At 68.5% G+C, this 15099-nt stretch carries 16 protein-coding genes; 8 read left to right on the forward strand and 8 right to left on the reverse strand.

From position 1 onward, the window contains the following. Positions 1-450 precede the first annotated feature (450 nt). From ACFY3V_RS32615 to ACFY3V_RS32630, 4 genes are all read left to right on the forward strand, one after another. Positions 451-1077, forward strand: a complete 627-nt coding sequence (locus ACFY3V_RS32615) for a GPP34 family phosphoprotein (RefSeq protein WP_362924847.1) — start codon at positions 451-453, stop codon at positions 1075-1077. Positions 1078-1110: 33 nt separating this feature from the next. Further along, positions 1111-2583, forward strand: a complete 1473-nt coding sequence (locus ACFY3V_RS32620; RefSeq protein WP_350945584.1) for an APC family permease — start codon at positions 1111-1113, stop codon at positions 2581-2583. Next, entirely contained in the window at positions 2580-3173 is a 594-nt protein-coding gene (locus tag ACFY3V_RS32625) for a GNAT family N-acetyltransferase (RefSeq protein WP_362904048.1), read from the forward strand. Before ACFY3V_RS32620 ends, ACFY3V_RS32625 begins: the two co-directional genes overlap by 4 nt. A 102-nt stretch (positions 3174-3275) precedes the next feature. Further along, positions 3276-3647, forward strand: a complete 372-nt coding sequence (locus ACFY3V_RS32630) for an STAS domain-containing protein (protein ID WP_389778817.1) — start codon at positions 3276-3278, stop codon at positions 3645-3647. Positions 3648-3799: 152 nt separating this feature from the next. On the opposite strand, the gene ACFY3V_RS32635 is transcribed toward ACFY3V_RS32630, so the two are convergent. Continuing rightward, on the reverse strand, positions 3800-4837 hold the full coding sequence (locus ACFY3V_RS32635; protein WP_389778819.1) for a transglycosylase SLT domain-containing protein: 1038 nt from the start codon (positions 4835-4837) through the stop codon (positions 3800-3802). A 213-nt stretch (positions 4838-5050) separates the two neighbouring features. Here ACFY3V_RS32635 and ACFY3V_RS32640 point away from each other — a divergent pair, with 213 nt between their 5' ends. The 3 genes from ACFY3V_RS32640 (at position 5051) to ACFY3V_RS32650 (ending at position 7857) form a co-directional block, all read left to right on the forward strand. Then, positions 5051-5272, forward strand: a complete 222-nt coding sequence (locus tag ACFY3V_RS32640) for a hypothetical protein (RefSeq protein ID WP_389778821.1) — start codon at positions 5051-5053, stop codon at positions 5270-5272. 376 nt (positions 5273-5648) lie between these two features. After that, the gene (locus ACFY3V_RS32645) at positions 5649-6527 is read left to right on the forward strand and encodes a bile acid:sodium symporter family protein (protein WP_362904040.1); all 879 of its coding nucleotides are present in this window, start codon (positions 5649-5651) and stop codon (positions 6525-6527) included. A 328-nt stretch (positions 6528-6855) separates the two neighbouring features. Then, positions 6856-7857, forward strand: a complete 1002-nt coding sequence (locus ACFY3V_RS32650; protein ID WP_389778824.1) for an NBR1-Ig-like domain-containing protein — start codon at positions 6856-6858, stop codon at positions 7855-7857. 166 nt (positions 7858-8023) lie between these two features. On the opposite strand, the gene ACFY3V_RS32655 is transcribed toward ACFY3V_RS32650, so the two are convergent. The 3 genes from ACFY3V_RS32655 to ACFY3V_RS32665 all read right to left on the reverse strand — a co-directional run bounded on the left by ACFY3V_RS32655 (position 8024) and on the right by ACFY3V_RS32665 (position 10990). Further along, the gene (locus ACFY3V_RS32655) at positions 8024-8974 is read right to left on the reverse strand and encodes a SpoIID/LytB domain-containing protein (RefSeq protein ID WP_389778826.1); all 951 of its coding nucleotides are present in this window, start codon (positions 8972-8974) and stop codon (positions 8024-8026) included. Between the two features lie 57 nt (positions 8975-9031). Beyond that, on the reverse strand, positions 9032-9934 hold the full coding sequence (locus ACFY3V_RS32660; RefSeq protein WP_389778828.1) for a peptidase inhibitor family I36 protein: 903 nt from the start codon (positions 9932-9934) through the stop codon (positions 9032-9034). 210 nt (positions 9935-10144) lie between these two features. Continuing rightward, positions 10145-10990 (reverse strand): peptidoglycan-binding protein, encoded by an 846-nt coding sequence (locus tag ACFY3V_RS32665; protein ID WP_389778830.1) that lies wholly within the window; start codon positions 10988-10990, stop codon positions 10145-10147. 270 nt (positions 10991-11260) lie between these two features. On the opposite strand from ACFY3V_RS32665, the gene ACFY3V_RS32670 reads away from it, so the two are divergent. Next, positions 11261-11443: a hypothetical protein gene (locus tag ACFY3V_RS32670; protein WP_389778832.1), complete on the forward strand. Its 183-nt coding sequence runs from the start codon at positions 11261-11263 to the stop codon at positions 11441-11443. 261 nt (positions 11444-11704) lie between these two features. On the opposite strand, the gene ACFY3V_RS32675 is transcribed toward ACFY3V_RS32670, so the two are convergent. The 4 genes from ACFY3V_RS32675 to ACFY3V_RS32690 all read right to left on the reverse strand — a co-directional run bounded on the left by ACFY3V_RS32675 (position 11705) and on the right by ACFY3V_RS32690 (position 15042). Continuing rightward, positions 11705-12367, reverse strand: a complete 663-nt coding sequence (locus tag ACFY3V_RS32675) for an MOSC domain-containing protein (RefSeq protein WP_389778834.1) — start codon at positions 12365-12367, stop codon at positions 11705-11707. Beyond that, positions 12364-12987 carry a peptide chain release factor H gene (gene prfH, locus ACFY3V_RS32680; protein ID WP_362904026.1) on the reverse strand — a complete coding sequence of 208 codons (624 nt, stop codon included), beginning with the start codon at positions 12985-12987 and terminating at the stop codon, positions 12364-12366. Before prfH ends, ACFY3V_RS32675 begins: the two co-directional genes overlap by 4 nt. After that, positions 12984-14228 carry an RNA ligase RtcB family protein gene (locus ACFY3V_RS32685; RefSeq protein WP_362904024.1) on the reverse strand — a complete coding sequence of 415 codons (1245 nt, stop codon included), beginning with the start codon at positions 14226-14228 and terminating at the stop codon, positions 12984-12986. Before ACFY3V_RS32685 ends, prfH begins: the two co-directional genes overlap by 4 nt. Before the next feature lie 289 nt (positions 14229-14517). Next, positions 14518-15042 (reverse strand): DUF305 domain-containing protein, encoded by a 525-nt coding sequence (locus ACFY3V_RS32690; RefSeq protein WP_389778837.1) that lies wholly within the window; start codon positions 15040-15042, stop codon positions 14518-14520. Between the last annotated feature and the right edge of the window lie 57 nt (positions 15043-15099).

Consider the following 15099-nt stretch of genomic DNA (forward strand, 5'->3'; position numbering starts at 1 on the left):
GCGTGAAACGGCGAGGTGGCCGCGCACGGTTTCGGACTCGGCGCGGATGCGTACGCCGCCCGATACCACTGCCGTGTGGGTGGTGGAAGCCGGGACGGCATTACGCCGGTCCCAAACTTCGAAAAACGCCCGCATCAAACCCCGTGATGATTCGCGGGGATTCATCGAGATTTACAAGATCGCGCTTTTTTGAGCCTGCTGAGCAGGGCATTCTCCGGCTTCGGGGCCTCGGAGCCATCTGCCTCCCTGTCGCCGTCTCCGGTGACCAAAAATATGTAAATTCTTGGATTCGTCCGTTCTTTCGATACACCCCTTGGTGTAGCTGGGGGTTGTTGGTCATATGTCCGTTTCTTTAGTTTTTGCCGATCCGATCCGTGTCGGGTGCCAGAACCTTGTTCACGTAATGACAAATTTAACGATTTACCTATACGATCGCCGTTCGTGGTTGGAGTGGATCTTTCAGGAACCCGATTGGGCAACGACCTGTTCTTTGTCATGCATGACAACGCGACCGGCCGGATGCGGCTTCATGCCCGCCTGACCGATTTAGGACTGGCCGCAGCCATTCTGGGAGAACTGATGCTCGCCGGACGGATAACCGTGGGACTGGTGGCGGGACAGGTACAACTCGTCGTCCTCGACGAGGCGCCGCCCGGAGACCGGGTCGCCGGGACCGCCCTGGAGCACATCGTCGCCGAACCCTCGCATCGCTTCCGTACCTGGTTGCACTTCCTCGCCCGTACGGCACTCGCCGACGTGGCGGCCCGGATGGTCGACGACGGCCTGCTGCGCCCGCCCGGCAGACGCCCGTCGCGGAAGCGGGTGCCGGTCGACGTGAACGTCGCGGGATGGCCGGCGGGACGCGTCAACCTCGCGATCCAGCGCCGCGAGCCACTCAACGTCCAGGACAGTGTCCTGCTGGGACTGCTCGTCGCGACCGGCGGCAACCGGCTCGTCCTGTGGGAGCAGAACCCCGGCTACCTCTCCGACGCGATCGCCGCCCTCCCGGCGCCGCTCCAGGAACTGATCGCCCAGACCGAGGCTGCCGTAGGTGACGCCGTCATCAGCCGCCGCTGAACCCCCACCCCCCTCACCGCAAGGAATCCCCCCATGTCCGTGACAGAACGCAGGGTGAGCGCCGTTTCCGAGGCGCTCGCCCAGGACCGCCTCGGCGTACCCTCCGTGGTGTTCTTCGTCATCTCGGCGGCGGCGCCGCTGACCGTCATCGGCGGCTCGGTGACCGCCGCCTACGCCGCGACCGGCGTGATCGGCGTCCCGCTCGCCTTCATCCTGCTCGGAGCCATCCTGGGCCTGTTCGCCGTCGGGTACGTGACGATGGCCCGATACGTCGTCAACGCCGGGGCGTTCTACGCGTACACCGCGAAAGGACTCGGCCGGCCGCTGGGAGTGGCGACCGCCTGGGTCGCGCTGCTCGCCTACAACGCGCTCCAGGTCGGCCTCTACGGCATGATCGGCGCGGCGGGCGAACCGCTGATCGCCGACTGGTTCGGCAGCTCCCCGCCCTGGTGGGTCATCGGGCTGGTCGCCTGGGTGCTGACCGGGGTGCTCGGGCTGATGCGGGTCGACGTGAACGGAAAGGTGCTCTCGGTCCTGCTGCTGACGGAGATCGCCATCGTCGTGCTGTTCGACATCGCCGACCTGATCAACCCGGCGGCCTCCGGCTACAGCCTCGACGTCTTCAACCCGGCGAACCTCTTCGTCCCCGGCATCGGAGCGGTCGTCGCGATCTGCATCGCCTCCTTCGCGGGCTTCGAGTCGTCGGTGGTGTTCTCCGAGGAGACCAAGGACCCGAGGCGCACGGTGCCGATCGCGACCTACATCGCGCTCGCCGTCATCTCCGGCCTCTACGCCCTGTCGTCGTGGGCGATGACCGTGCCGGTCGGCTCGGACAAGATCGTCGAGGCCACCCGCGAGCAGAGTTCGAACCTCCTGTTCAACCTGGCCGGGCAGCACCTCGGGGCGACCATCGCCACCCTCGGCGGCCTCCTGTTCGTGACGAGCCTCTTCGCCGCGCTGATCGCCTTCCACAACACGATCTCCCGCTACATCTTCGCCCTCGGCAGGGAGCGGGTCCTGCCCGCGGCCTTCGGCCGCACCTCCCCGCGGACCGGTGCCCCGGTCAACGGCTCGGTGGCGCAGAGCATCATCGGACTGGCCACGATCGTCATCTACGCGTTCTTCGGCCTGGACCCGGTCATCCAGCTGTTCTTCACCGTCGGATCGTTCGGCGGCCTGGGACTGCTCATGATGCTGGCGGCCACCTCGGTCTCGGTATTCGCCTACTTCGCCAGGAATCCCGCCCCGGAGAACGCCTGGCGGACCCGGATCGCCCCGGTCATCTCCTCCGTCCTGCTGTTCGTCGTCATCGTGCTCGTCATGCTCAACTTCGACACCGTGCTCGGCGTGGCCCCCGACTCCCCGCTCCGCTGGATCATGCCCGCCATCTACTTCGTCGCCGCGGGATTCGGCGTCATGTGGGGGCTCGCCCTGCGGTCCAGCAAGCCGAACGTGTACGCCAACATCGGGCTCGGCGCCCAGGCGGCCGTGAAGGGCAACGAATGACCGAGATCATTCGCGTCCCGAACACGCCGGGAGCCGCGGAGACCATCGGCGCGATCATCGCCACCTCCTTCCACGAGCAGGAGATCTCCGCCTGGATGATCCCGTCGGACGACGACCGCCGCCGGGTGATGCCCCCCTTCTTCGCCATGACCAGCGAGAGCGCCCTCGCCCACGGCGAGGTCCTCGCGACGGCCGACATGTCCGCCGTCGCCGTGTGGTTCCACAAGGGGGTCGAGCCGCTCCCGGAGATCCCCGACCGGGCCGCCCGGGTCGAGTCGTTCGCCGGTCCCCACGCCGAGCGCATCGAACTGATGGGGGAGGAGATGGACAAACGCCACCCCCACGACCCGCACCACTATCTGGCGTTCCTCGCCGTGCTCCCCGGGCACCAGAGGCGGAAGACCGGGACCCGGCTGCTCGAGGAGTACCACCGAGGGCTCGACGAGGAGGGGACACCGGCGTACCTGGAGGCGAGCAGCCTCGACAGCCGCAGGCTCTATCTGCGCCACGGCTACCAGGACCTCGGCGACCCGATCCTCATGCCCGGCGGCCCGCCGATGTATCCGATGTGGCGCCCGCCGAACCCCTGACCGTGGGACCCCCGCGGGTTTGAAACCGTGGTGGAGGGTATCGCCGCTGTTGATCGGGGTATCGCGGGGGTCCACCAACGGTACGGGGTCAGGGAGGGCTGAGTGGATCACCACGGTCAGGCACTGTGGGTACGGGCGACCCATCGGGGGCACTGCAGCGTGCTGGAGGTCGGCGGGCACCTGGACTTCATCACCGCGTCTACGCTCGCCCAACACGTCGGCGAGGTCTGGGCGATGAGCGACGGCCCCCGCCTCGTGCTGGAGCTGTCGCAGCTGGCCTTCTACGACTCCACCGCCCTGGGGGTGCTGGCTCAGACCCGGCAGCGCGTCCAGGACACCGCCACCGGCCGGCTCGTCCTGGTGGGCCTCCCCGACGGGCTGGCGCACCTGCTGCTGCGTACCGGCCTGCTGTCCCACTTCGAGGTGCGCGACGACATCGAACAGGCCGTCGCCGACCTGCTCCCCCCGGAGTGATTCACTCTTCGCTCCGCCGGGGCTCGAAGATCCGCACCGGTACGCGGCGCGGGGCACGGTCCGTGAAGGACAGGGGTCTCCACGGACGGTCACCGTGAAGACCCGCGTCCCGCACGGGCATATGGCGCGGGGTGCGCGGCGCGGGGGCGAGGTCAGGGGCCGGTGAGGCGGCGATCTCCACGGGTGGTCACCACGAACACCTGCCAGTTGTAGTAGGCGTAGTAGTTTCTGATGTCCTGCTTGATCTGGCGCGCGTGCAGCAGCACCGCGTTGACGTACGCCTGGGAGTGGTTGTAGGCGTACAGCGCGCGCCGGTAGTCGCGCGGTGCCCCCGACGCGCGAAGATAGTTCGCCGCGGCGAGCAGGGAGTCGCGGGTGTCCTGGATGTCACCGCCCATCCCGTAGGCGTCCCACGTTCTCGGCATGAACTGCATGGGGCCCTTGGCGCCCGTGTGGCTCGGTGACCGTACGCGGCCGAACTTGGTCTCGACGAACATCACCGCCGCCAGCACCTCCCACTCCACGCCGAACCGCTTCTCGGCGTACCGGAAGTGACCGAGCAGGAAGTCGGCGGGCTTGGGCGGCTGGACACGGAACTTCACCGCCCCGCTGATGGGCCGGACGAGGGAGCGCAGATCCCGGCCGGCCGTCACGTTGTCCTTCGCCTGCCCGGCCAGGGCCTTCGGCAGCTTGGCGTAGGTGCGGGCGGCGACCTGCGGGTTGAGGACGAGGTAGCGGTAGATCCGCTGCTGGTGCAGGGCGAGCAGCACCACCGGCTCGGGGGGTTCTCCCTTGCCGGGATCGCCGTCGCGCCGCCAGGCGTCGATGGCGCGCCGGAGCTCCGCGGTGGTCGTGGTCAGGGAACGGGCCAGTCGCGCCGGGTCGGTGGGGATCGCCGCCTTCGGGGAGGGCGGAGTGGGCACCTGACCCGCGGGCGGCGTCTGCTGCGAGGACTCCTCCGCCGGTGACGCCGTCTCCTGGCCGGGAGCGGCCGGTGGGGCGGTGCTCCCCGAGGGGGCGCCCTGGGAGGCGGTGTTCGGGGAGGTCCCCTGGGAGGTGGAGCCCTGTGCGGCGGCATCCTGTGAGGCAGCGCTCTGCGAGGTGGCGCAGCCGGAGATCGCGAGGACCAGACCGACGAGAGAGGCGACCACCGGCTTCCCACGCGACCGGCCCGCGTGCTGATCGTTCATCGGCCCCAACGTACCCGAGCGACGACCTCCCGTCCTACCGGTGCGGCCCGCGACGTTCGGCGGACGCGGCCATCACGTCACGATCACCTTTCTGACCTGCGCCGAAGGACTTTGGTCCTGATCCGGTAAGCCGAACAGCCCTATTTTCACGAACTGTGTCCGAATAATCCTGATATGTGAGGGAAGCAGCACATATGGCTTGTTGGGGGAGACATGGGGCCGGTGCTGGGAGGAATCTTGTTCGGATCAGTCTTAGCGATCATGACGTTGGTCGGCGTCGTCGCGGCAACCGTGATTGAAGATCGACTTTTGCCACCCGGACCGATCGAGCTGATCAAGCCGTCCGAGCCATCCGAGTCACCGGAGTCGCCCGAGCCGATCAAGCCGACCGAGCGGTCCGACGCTCCGGCTACTCCGGACAACACCGACCGGTAAGGCGACGAACCGCGCGTCTCGTCAGGTCGTTCCGCACGGCACCTCGACCCTTCCCCGTCTCGCCGAAGCAGGATGAAGCGAGAACCGGCCCGCGAAATCGAACGATCACTACTTGAACACGCATCCGGTTAGATCTGGGTTCTTTCCTGGCGTTATCCCGAGATGTGAGTGATCATTGGACCCACCCCGCACCGTGCCCCCTGTCCGTACCGTCTCCGCGGGAGTGGGCGCGGTCACCTTCCCCGATCTTCCGTGACATCGCGGACGCCGCGCAGGCGTCGCCCGCGATGACCGGATCCCGCCACGCCGACTCCGCCCCGCCCCGAGGAGACGTCCCAGGAAATCCGAGGAAAAAGAGGAAAGAGGACCACCCCCCATGGCCCTTGCCGGTGTCTTCCTGCCCATCGCCCTCGCGATCATCATGTTCGGTCTCGGTCTGAGCCTCACGATCGCCGACTTCCGCCGTGTCGCCGCCTATCCCAAGGCCACCGTGGTCGCGCTCGTCTGCCAGGTCCTGCTGCTGCCGGTGATCTGCTTCGGCCTGGTGCTCGCCTTCGACCTGCCGCCCGCGCTCGCCGTGGGCATGATGCTTCTGGCCGCCTCTCCCGGCGGGACCACGGCGAATCTCTACAGTCACCTGTTCGGCGGCGACGTCGCGCTCAACGTCACGCTCACCGCGATCAACTCCGTGCTCGCCGTCGTCACGCTGCCGCTGGTCACCAACCTGTCGCTGAACTACTTCGCCGCCGACTCCGCCGCGCTGGGCCTGCAGTTCGACAAGACCGTCCAGGTGGTCGCGATCGTGCTCGTCCCCGTCGCGATCGGCATGGCGGTCCGGGCGTGGGTGCCGCGCTTCGCCGAGCGGATGAACACCCCCGTGAAGATCGCCTCCGCCGTCATCCTGGTCCTGGTGATCCTCGGCGCCCTGCTGCAGGAGCTGGACAACCTCGGCGACTACATCCGTTCGGTCGGCCTGATCACACTGCTGTTCAGCGTGATCAGCCTGGCCATCGGCTACTGGGTGCCGCGCCTGGCCAGGATCGAGCGCAGCCAGGCCGTCGCCTCCTGCATGGAGATCGGCATCCACAACGCCACGCTGTCCATCGCGGTCGCGCTCACGCTGCTGAACAACACCCAGATGGCGATCCCCGCCGCCACCTACGGCGTGCTGATGTTCTTCACCGCCGCCGCGGCCGGATTCCTCCTCAGGTCGTCCCGTACCACCCAGGTTCCGTACGACGAGGCACGCCCCTGACGCGGCCGGCTCGGTGCAGGCGGCGCCGGTTCGGTACGCCACCGGTGCGCCGGGGCGTAGGAGTGACGACCCGATCGACGGGAGCCGATCCGGCAGGAGGAGCGGGACGGCCGGACCACGTTGTGGGGCACGTACCTGGTGCTGAGCGGCATCGAGACCGGCCGCCTTACTTCCCCCGTCGCCGTGGGGTCAAGCTTGAGTAAACACCGTGGGCGCTGTTAGCTTCACTCCGGTGGATGACATGCCTGCACGGGTGAAGGCGATCGAGGGCTTCGCGACGGCTCTGCGAGAACTTCGCAAATCTGTCGGCAACCCACCTTTTCGGGAGATGTCCGGTCGGTCGGGGGCGATCTCGCACACGACACTGCACGAAGCCACGAAAGGCAACCGGCTCCCGAGCTGGGAGACCACCGTCGAGTTCGTCAAGGCGTGCGGCGCGGACCCGGCCGCGTACCGCGAACGCTGGGAGAGGGCGAACCTGGCGGTCAGGTCGGTGAGCGCCGGAGATCCTGCGAACCGCGTCGGCCCCCCGGTGGCCGGTCCGCCCGGTGGGCTCGCGGTCCCCGCCCCGGAGGGCGGGGAAGCCGCGGCGACTCCTGAAACCGCGGCAGCCGCGGAAGATCGCTCCATGCGCATCGTCGTCGGGTCGTACGTTCCACCGGCGGCCGGTGAGACTCAGGCACCCGTACCCACGACGACTCCGCCGCCACCGCCCGGCGAGATCGTGGGCGACGCCCGGCAGGTCTCCCACACTCCCCGAGGCCGAGGGCGATTCCGGCTGCCCCGCCCGGCAGCGGCGGCGCTCGCGACGGCGGCCGTCGGTGTGGGGACGGCGGTTCTCATCGCGGTGGCCGTCAACCGTGACTCCGGGAACGACGATCGCGGCCCGGCCCCGTCGGGCAGCCCGTCGAGGGCATTGCTGGCGGCGACCGACTGCCCGGTGGTCCCGACCAACCCGCCGTACGATCCGCCCGCGAACGAGGGGGATTCCGCGGTGTTCATCGGGGACATCACGCTCCCCGACTGCACGAGCGTCGGCCCCGGCCGGACCAGGACCAAGGTGTGGCGGATCAAGAACGCCGGGACCGTGCCATGGAAGGGATACTCACTGCGCCGCCTCGACCTGCCGCAGCAACCCGATCAATGCCAGACCATCTCCGACGTGCCGATCAAGGACACCCGACCCGGAGAGATCGTCGACATCCGGACCGAGATCACCACGCCGAGAAACCCGGGCCTGTGCTACGTGCGGTTCAAGATGATGGACGGTTCCGGACGGGTCGCGTTCCCCGGAGGCCGACCGCTCAACTTCCAGATCATCGTCGACTGACGGAGACGATGGAGGTGAGCACCTCCCACCGGGGCCGATCCGTCGATCGACCGGCCTCCAAGCCCGCCGGCCGCATCGGGAGGACGCCCTCGACGCCCAGGACCGAACGCCCGTTCCCCGCCGTGCGACGCACGGCGGGGAACGCGGGGGAGGTCTTCGAAAGAGGTCAGGAACCGAGAACGATCCCCCTGTAGTAGGACTTGAGGATCCTGGAGTGGCTCCAGCCCGCCTTGCTCTTGTCGCGGGAGCCGGTCTGCGACATCCAGTCACCGGTGACCCAGTGGCCGCACGCCGTCGTCGTCGCGCAGTACTGGGCCCTGAAGATCTTCCCGTTGCGCGTCAACCGGGTGCCCCACGTCGCGTCCACCGCGGCGTTCGTCGCCGCCGTCGCGGAGCCTGGCTTGTACACCTGGCTGGACGTGTGGTCGGAGACGTCGTAGCACTCGCCGCTCGGCGTCCTGCTCGCCGAGTTCAGCGCCCAGTACCAGCCGAAGTTCTTGACGGCGATCGCCCCGGCCCTGAGAGACTCCTTCGGCCAGTACGACGGCCACTCGTTGGGCAGGACGTTCTTGATGTAGGTCTTGAACGGCACCCGGTCCACGCGGTTGAGGGACTTGCGGTAGACGAGGATCGTCGTGGGCATCCTGCTGTGCGTGCCGTCGGTCTTGCAGTGGTTCGGCGACGAGGAGCCCATCAGCCGGTGCGAGGCGTTCTGGTTCTTGAGCGCGGGCTTGAGGTTGCCCTTCGCGCCGGGCTTGAAGTCCTGGTAGGTGCTACCGGCGTGGTTGCTGTTGTAGTGGACCCGGACGGTTTTGGAGGTGCGGTTCCAGACGGAGGCGGCGGCGTTCTTGATGCATTTGCCCTTGCCGTTTCCGGGTCCCTTGTAGTCGAAGCAGGAGGGCTGCTTGGTGCCGTAGTCGTTGACGGATCCGGTGAAGTCGGAGACCGACCCCTGGTTGTTGCTGTTGAAGTAGTAACAGAACTCGCCGCTCTCGCAGACACCGTTACGGCCGGCGGCCGAGGCGGGCGGTGCGACGGCGAGCACCGTTCCGCCGAGCACCATCGCGGAGGCCACGGCGGCGAGTCGCGAGATCGGCCGTGCGGTTCGTGCGGACACGGTCGCCTTCCTCTTCTTCATCGTCGTCTTCATCGAAAATCGAGAGCCGTGCCGCGCTCAGCGGAGGTTGTAGCCCTGGGAGACCCAGAACGAGGTCGGGTTCGGGTTGCTCAGGACCGGGTCGCCGACGCTCTTGGCGGCGAGCTTCTGCCGTCCGGGACGCACCTCGACGTGGGTGTGCGCGGCCCCGCTGGACGACACCCCGCGCCACGCCTCGTTGGCGATGAGCTGGCCGCGCGAGACCTGCTGGCCCACACGCAGGGAGGAGCGCGGAGCGGAGTGCAGGTAGATGACCGTCCTGTTCGACGAGGCGTTGTAGATGGAGATCGTGGAGAGCCCCGAGCCGCCGTTGGCCCCGCGTGCGAGGTGGATGATCTGACCGTTCACCAGGGAGTGGACGTTCGTGCCGATGCCGCGGTAGAAGTCGATGCCCTCGTGCCGGCCGGGGGTGCTGGTGTAACCGTCGAAGGCGCAGCTGATGTATCCGCCGCTGGTCTTGTACAGCGCGGACGACAGGTTGACCCGCCCCGGTGACGACGACGACGGGCTGAACTGGTGCGAGGCGTTCTCGTTCTTGAGACCGGGCTTGAGGTTGCCCTTCGCGCCGGGCTTGAAGTCCTGGTAGACGTTGCCGCCGTAATTGCTGTTGAAATGGACCCGGACGGTTTTGGAGGTGCGGTTCCAGACGGAGGCGGCGGCGTTCTTGATGCACTTGCCCTTGCCGTTGCCGGGTCCCTTGTAGTCGAAGCAGGAGGGCTGCTTGGTGCCGTAGTCGTTGACGGATCCGGTGAAGTCGGAGACCGACCCCTGGTTGTTGCTGTTGAAGTAGTAGCAGAACTCGCCGGTCTCACAGACGCCGTTGCGGTCGGCGGCCGAGGCGGGCGGGGCGACGGCGACGGCCGTTCCGCCGAGCACCATCGCGGAGGCCACGGCGGCGAGGATCCTGTTACGCGTTCTCATGCTGTTCTTTCTCCTTGTGTCTGTGCGGCCTGGGGTGTCCTGTACGGCCTGAGGTGTCGGTACGGCCTGGTGGGGGCCTGAGATGTGGCCCGGGGGTGCGGCCTTGAGGTGTGTACGGGGTGGAATGCGTGTGGCTCGGGGAGCCCGGGGCTGTGTGCGGTTCCGGGGGGCGTGCGGTCCGGGTGTCCGCGCGGTCGGGGTTTTGGATGGTCAGCGACGCCGGTACTCCTCCCAGGTGCGGATGGCCACCTTCGGGCCGTCGTCGGGACCACGGCCGGAGAGCCCGTTCAGACCGAGGTAGTAGTCGCCGACCTGGTTCTGGGCCTGGCCGGAGAGGTCGGTGTCGTTGATGGCGACCGCGTGGATGTGCCACGGCCAGTCGGCCTGAGCGGGACTGCGCAGCCATGCCGCGAAGCCGACCCGTCGCAACGCGCGGACGGCCGCGGTACGGGTGGCGGAACTCATCCCCTTGACCGAGATGTCCACGGCGCCCCCGCCGTCGTGGGTACCCGCGGACGTGGGGTCCCCGCCCCGGTTGTACGACCCCTGCAACAGCACGAGATCGCGGCCCAGCAGCCGATTCGCCTCGACCAGCATGCTCCGCGTGCGGGTGTTGACGACGCCCCCGCCGAACGACACCTGGCCCCCCGGCCCGACGACGTTGGTGACCTTGAAGCGGCCGGCCCCGAGCTTGGTGAGCGACGCCTTGCCCGGCAGGCCGTTGGCGGCGAGACCGGTGAAGCCGAGCGACCGCTGGAACTTCGCGAAGGCGGCGACCGTCGTGCTGCCGAAGTAACCGTCCACCCACTTGGAATCGAGCAGGCGCCGGTCGCGCAGCGCCCGCTCGACGAGGAGCACGCTCGCCTTCGCCCCCGGGGTCAGCGTGTCGTCAGGCCGTCGCGGGTCGATCTGGGCCGCCTTGAGGGTGGCTTCCATGTTCACGCTCGGAAGGACCCTCGCGTCGGCCGCCTGTGCCGCCGACACCCCGGACGCTCCCGTCAAGGGGGCGAACAGGGCGGCCGCCACGAGGGCGGCGGCGGATGAGGGCAACTTCATGGGTTCTCCTGGTTTCGGACACTGGAGGGGATTTCTGCGGCGGGATCCACAGTTTCGGATCGCTCGCGCTGTCCACAACGAGATCGTGTTGTCAGCCTGTTCGAAGGGCTTCCTTACAGGGCTGACAGGCGATCCGAGGCGTGGCCCGCGACCGCGCGGGGCAGTATCCGAGCAGGACAACGTGGCCGTACAGCGGTCGCGCAGGGCAGTGACCAGGCAGGACAACACGGCCGTACAGCGGCCACGCGCTCGCCTCCCGTAAGGAATGCCATGACCGAAGTCCTCGTCACCGATACCGGTGAGCGATACCACGCCTCCGAGTGCTGGGCTCTGCGAGCCGGGCAGCAGGGCGGCGAAGCCCTGGGGTTCGACATCCACCGGATCAGGAGCGTGAGCGTCGCGGACGCCGAGGCGGAAGGAAAGACACCGTGCAAGGTATGCGTCGCACGGTGAGACCGCCCGGTGTCCGGCAGCACTCTCGGCACTCGAACGTGACGATGAGAGAGGCCCGGGTAGCGACCACCGGGCCGGTCCACGACGGGCCGGTGACGCGTACGGGACCGATACAGCGGACGATCACCTGTCGCCGCCGCGAAGGGCGGAGGCCGTTACGCTCGTAAAGGGGAAGCTGTCACCGCCGCGAAGGCGGAAGAAGGGCGAAGGCGATAGAGAGGGCGGCTGCCCGCTTACGAGGTGATCCCCTGAAACCGGCGCCTACGCGTTGGTGCGTCGGCGGACCATTTCCATGTCCTTCTCCGGCAGCGCGTCGGCGACGAGCAGCCGCGGCAGCAGCTTCGGCTCCAGGGTCATCGCACGGAAGACGAGCGCGACGGTCACGTCGTGGTCGGGACGACGCACGATCTCGACCGGGTCGTCGGTGCGGATCTCACCGGGCTCGATCACGCGCAGGTAGGCGCCCGGCCGGACGGCCTGCGTGAACCGCTTGATCCAGCCTTCGCGCTCCAGCCACCCCTGGAACGTCGCGCACGGGATGCGCGGGCACGTCACCTCCAGGACGAGGTCCGGCCCGATCCGCCAACGCTCACCGATCAGGGCGCCGTTGACGTCCAGCCCCAAGGTCGTGAGGTTCTCCCCGAAGACCCCGTTCGAGAGCGACCTGCCGAACTCGGACTCCCACTCGTCGAGATCCTCGCGGGCGTAGGCGTAGACGGCCTGGTCGGAACCACCGTGATGCTTCACGTCATAGACCCGGTCACCGGCGAGGCCGACCGCGCCGGTGCCCTTGGGGCCGGGGGCGGTGACGGCGACCGGGCCGTCGACGGGCCGCTTGTCGATACCCGTCTGCATGTCCGTGGATCCCGACCCCTTCCACGGGTTGGGGCGAGGCCGGCCGATGTTGACGGAGAGCAGCTTCATGACGGCGATTTTTCCAGACGTTCGACACGAGTGGGATTGCCGCGTACGAGTTCGTCGTGGATGCGCCAACGGCCGGTGACGGCGGCGCGCTCCGCCGCCGAGTCGCCGTCCTCGATGCGCTGCCTCAGTAACCGCATCGCGATGCGGCGGTTGAGGCCGAACTGCCGCTCGGTGTCGACCACGACGACGATCCCGGAGGGCCGGTGGGTCGCCCGCACCGCCGTGCTCGCCTTGTTGCGATGTTGACCGCCGGGGCCGCCGGTGCGGCAGGCGACGACGTCGACGTCCGCTTCCCTGAACGTCGTGCGCGGGGTGTCGACCTGGCACGGTTGTGCGATGACGTACCAGTTCTTCCGGCTCGTGCTGGTCCGGTACGGGCTGGGGGCCTGCCAGCACAGCGTCCCGGTCCACGAGGCGGCGAACGCCTCGGCGCCGGCGCCCGAGATCTCGATCAGGACCGACCGGTAGGTGTCCGGCCGCTCACCGGGAACGCTCTCGACCCGGCGGATCTCCACGTTCTGCCGGGTGGCGTCGGCCTCCAGGCGGCGCAGCAGCCGGGCCAGCGCCCAGGCGCACTCCTGCGGACCACGCCCGGCCGACAGGAGCAGGTGGACGCTCATCGCCGCCCCCGCTCGCGGCGCCGGTCCCGCTGGGAGGCGGGCCCGAGGTCGGGCGTCTTGTAGGTGACGAGCGGAACCGTGGTGGCCACGGGCGTGGCCAGGTCATGGTGAACGAGATCGGCGATCACCTGCTCGATGCGCTTGTAGGCCGTCGGCGCCTCCTCGAAGAGCAGCTGGCGGTCTCCGCACACCACCAGCGACCCCACCGGCGTACGGCGCAGCTCCTCGACCGTGTGCTTGGCCCGGCCCCGGCGCAGGGCGTCCGCCCGCGACATCTTGCGACCCGCGCCGTGCGCGACGGAATGACCGGCGTCCGGCCCGGCGTGGGCGGCCACGAGGTAGGAGGGGGTGCCCCGCGTACCGGCGATGAGCACGTCGCGGCCGTCACCCCGTGCCGCCCCCTTGCGGTGCAGGTAGATCCCGTCACGGACCTCGACCAGGTTGTGGCACTCGTCGACGAGCGGCTCGGTGGGCTCGGCCCCCAGGGCGTGGGCGACCCGGGCGGCCATCAACCGCCGGTTGAGCGACCCCCAGCGTACGGCGTCGTCGTGCATCGCCAGGTAGGCGCCGGGATCAGGCGCGGGACCCGCGCCGTGGACCTCGGTGTGCGCCCGCAGGATGCGCTCGCCCAACCCTCGGGAACCGCTGTGCACGATGAGAACCAGGTCGCCGGCGGCGAGCCCGAGCCGGCTCGCGTGGTCCGGCTCGAAGACGGTGTCGATCCGCGCCAGTTCGACGAAGTGATTGCCGCGGCCGACCGTCCCGAGACCCTCGACGTGACCGGCGGGAATCTCGCCCTTCAGCACGGCCCAGGCCGGGTCGTCGGCATCCCGCTCGGGATCCAGCGCGCGATCGAGATCGGGGAACCGGGCGGCGAGCTTCTCCGGCACGGCACGCCTGAGCCTCATGGGGAACACGGCGATGCCGCACCCGATGTCGGAGCCCACCAGGAACGGATACAGCACGGTCGACGTCATGGCGGCCCCGATGGGCGCGCCCTTGCCGGGGTGCAGGTCCGGCATGGCGGCGACGTGCGTCATGCCGTCGAGGGCGGCCACCTGGTGGCACTGCGCGAGGGCGTCGGACTCGATCCAGCTCGCGGGGGAGGCGAACACGGCGACGGTGGCCGACCCGGTGGCCGCGTTGTCCCTGGTGTCCTTGGTGTTCATGGTGTCCCCGGCATCCGTGGTGTCCGTGGTGAGCGGCAGCGGGGACTCCTGCCGGGAGCGTTGCTGAGACAAAAAGAGGCTCGTTTCCCTCGGGAGGAGGTTGTCAGGATCCAGGAGGGGGTTATCAGGATCCGGAGGGGCGGTCGGGAGCACGGCGCGGGGGAGCGCCGTGGCATCTCGGAGCGCAGGGGTGCTGTCTCTCAGAGCGTCATGAACACCACGTTCCCGGACCCCCACCACACGAGGCAAACGATTTTCGGCCACCCCTCTTCGGCCGGCCCAGGTGAGACCCGGCTTGTGGTTCTTACTCCCAGAGCAGGCGGCACCTCATCTGGACACGGTCCATGAATCGCGGAGCATCTCACCCCGGCGTCATGCCCGGCATGCCAGACATGTGAGGCCCTGGCGTCATGCCGGGCATGTGCGGGATGCAGGGCCTGTTCTGCTCCCCGAACCACCGGGCGAGGTATTGCCGCATCGTGCGGACCTCCGCCCACTGGTCGTCGCGCACCTCGCGGGCGAAGGCGGCGACCTCGGCGTGCCGCACCTCACCGTGGATGAGGAGCTGTTGCGACATCATGATCGCCATCATGTGGTGCCGGATCATGTACTGCAGGAACGTCCTGTCGAGCTGATCTCCAGAAAGCCCCGACAGGTCCGGCATCGTGGTCCCGCTCGGGCTCGGCGCGGGGCTCTGCCGGTACCACCGCTCCAGCCAACCCTTCATCCTGGCGACCTCGGTCGTCTGCGTGGTGACGATGGACTGCCCGAGCTGTCGCATCTCGGGCCTGTTGGAACGCTGTAGTTGCCGGGCAGCGATGATGGCGTCCTCGTGGTGCGGCACCATCTGCGACAGGTAGTCGTACTCGTTGGTAACGGGATGCATCTGCCCCATGCCCGGGCATGTCGGCTGCGGACCCGTAGGAGAAGGACTCGGGGACGG

The sequence above is a fragment of the Streptosporangium sp. NPDC000095 genome, assembly GCF_042899335.1.
Classification (GTDB): domain Bacteria; phylum Actinomycetota; class Actinomycetes; order Streptosporangiales; family Streptosporangiaceae; genus Streptosporangium.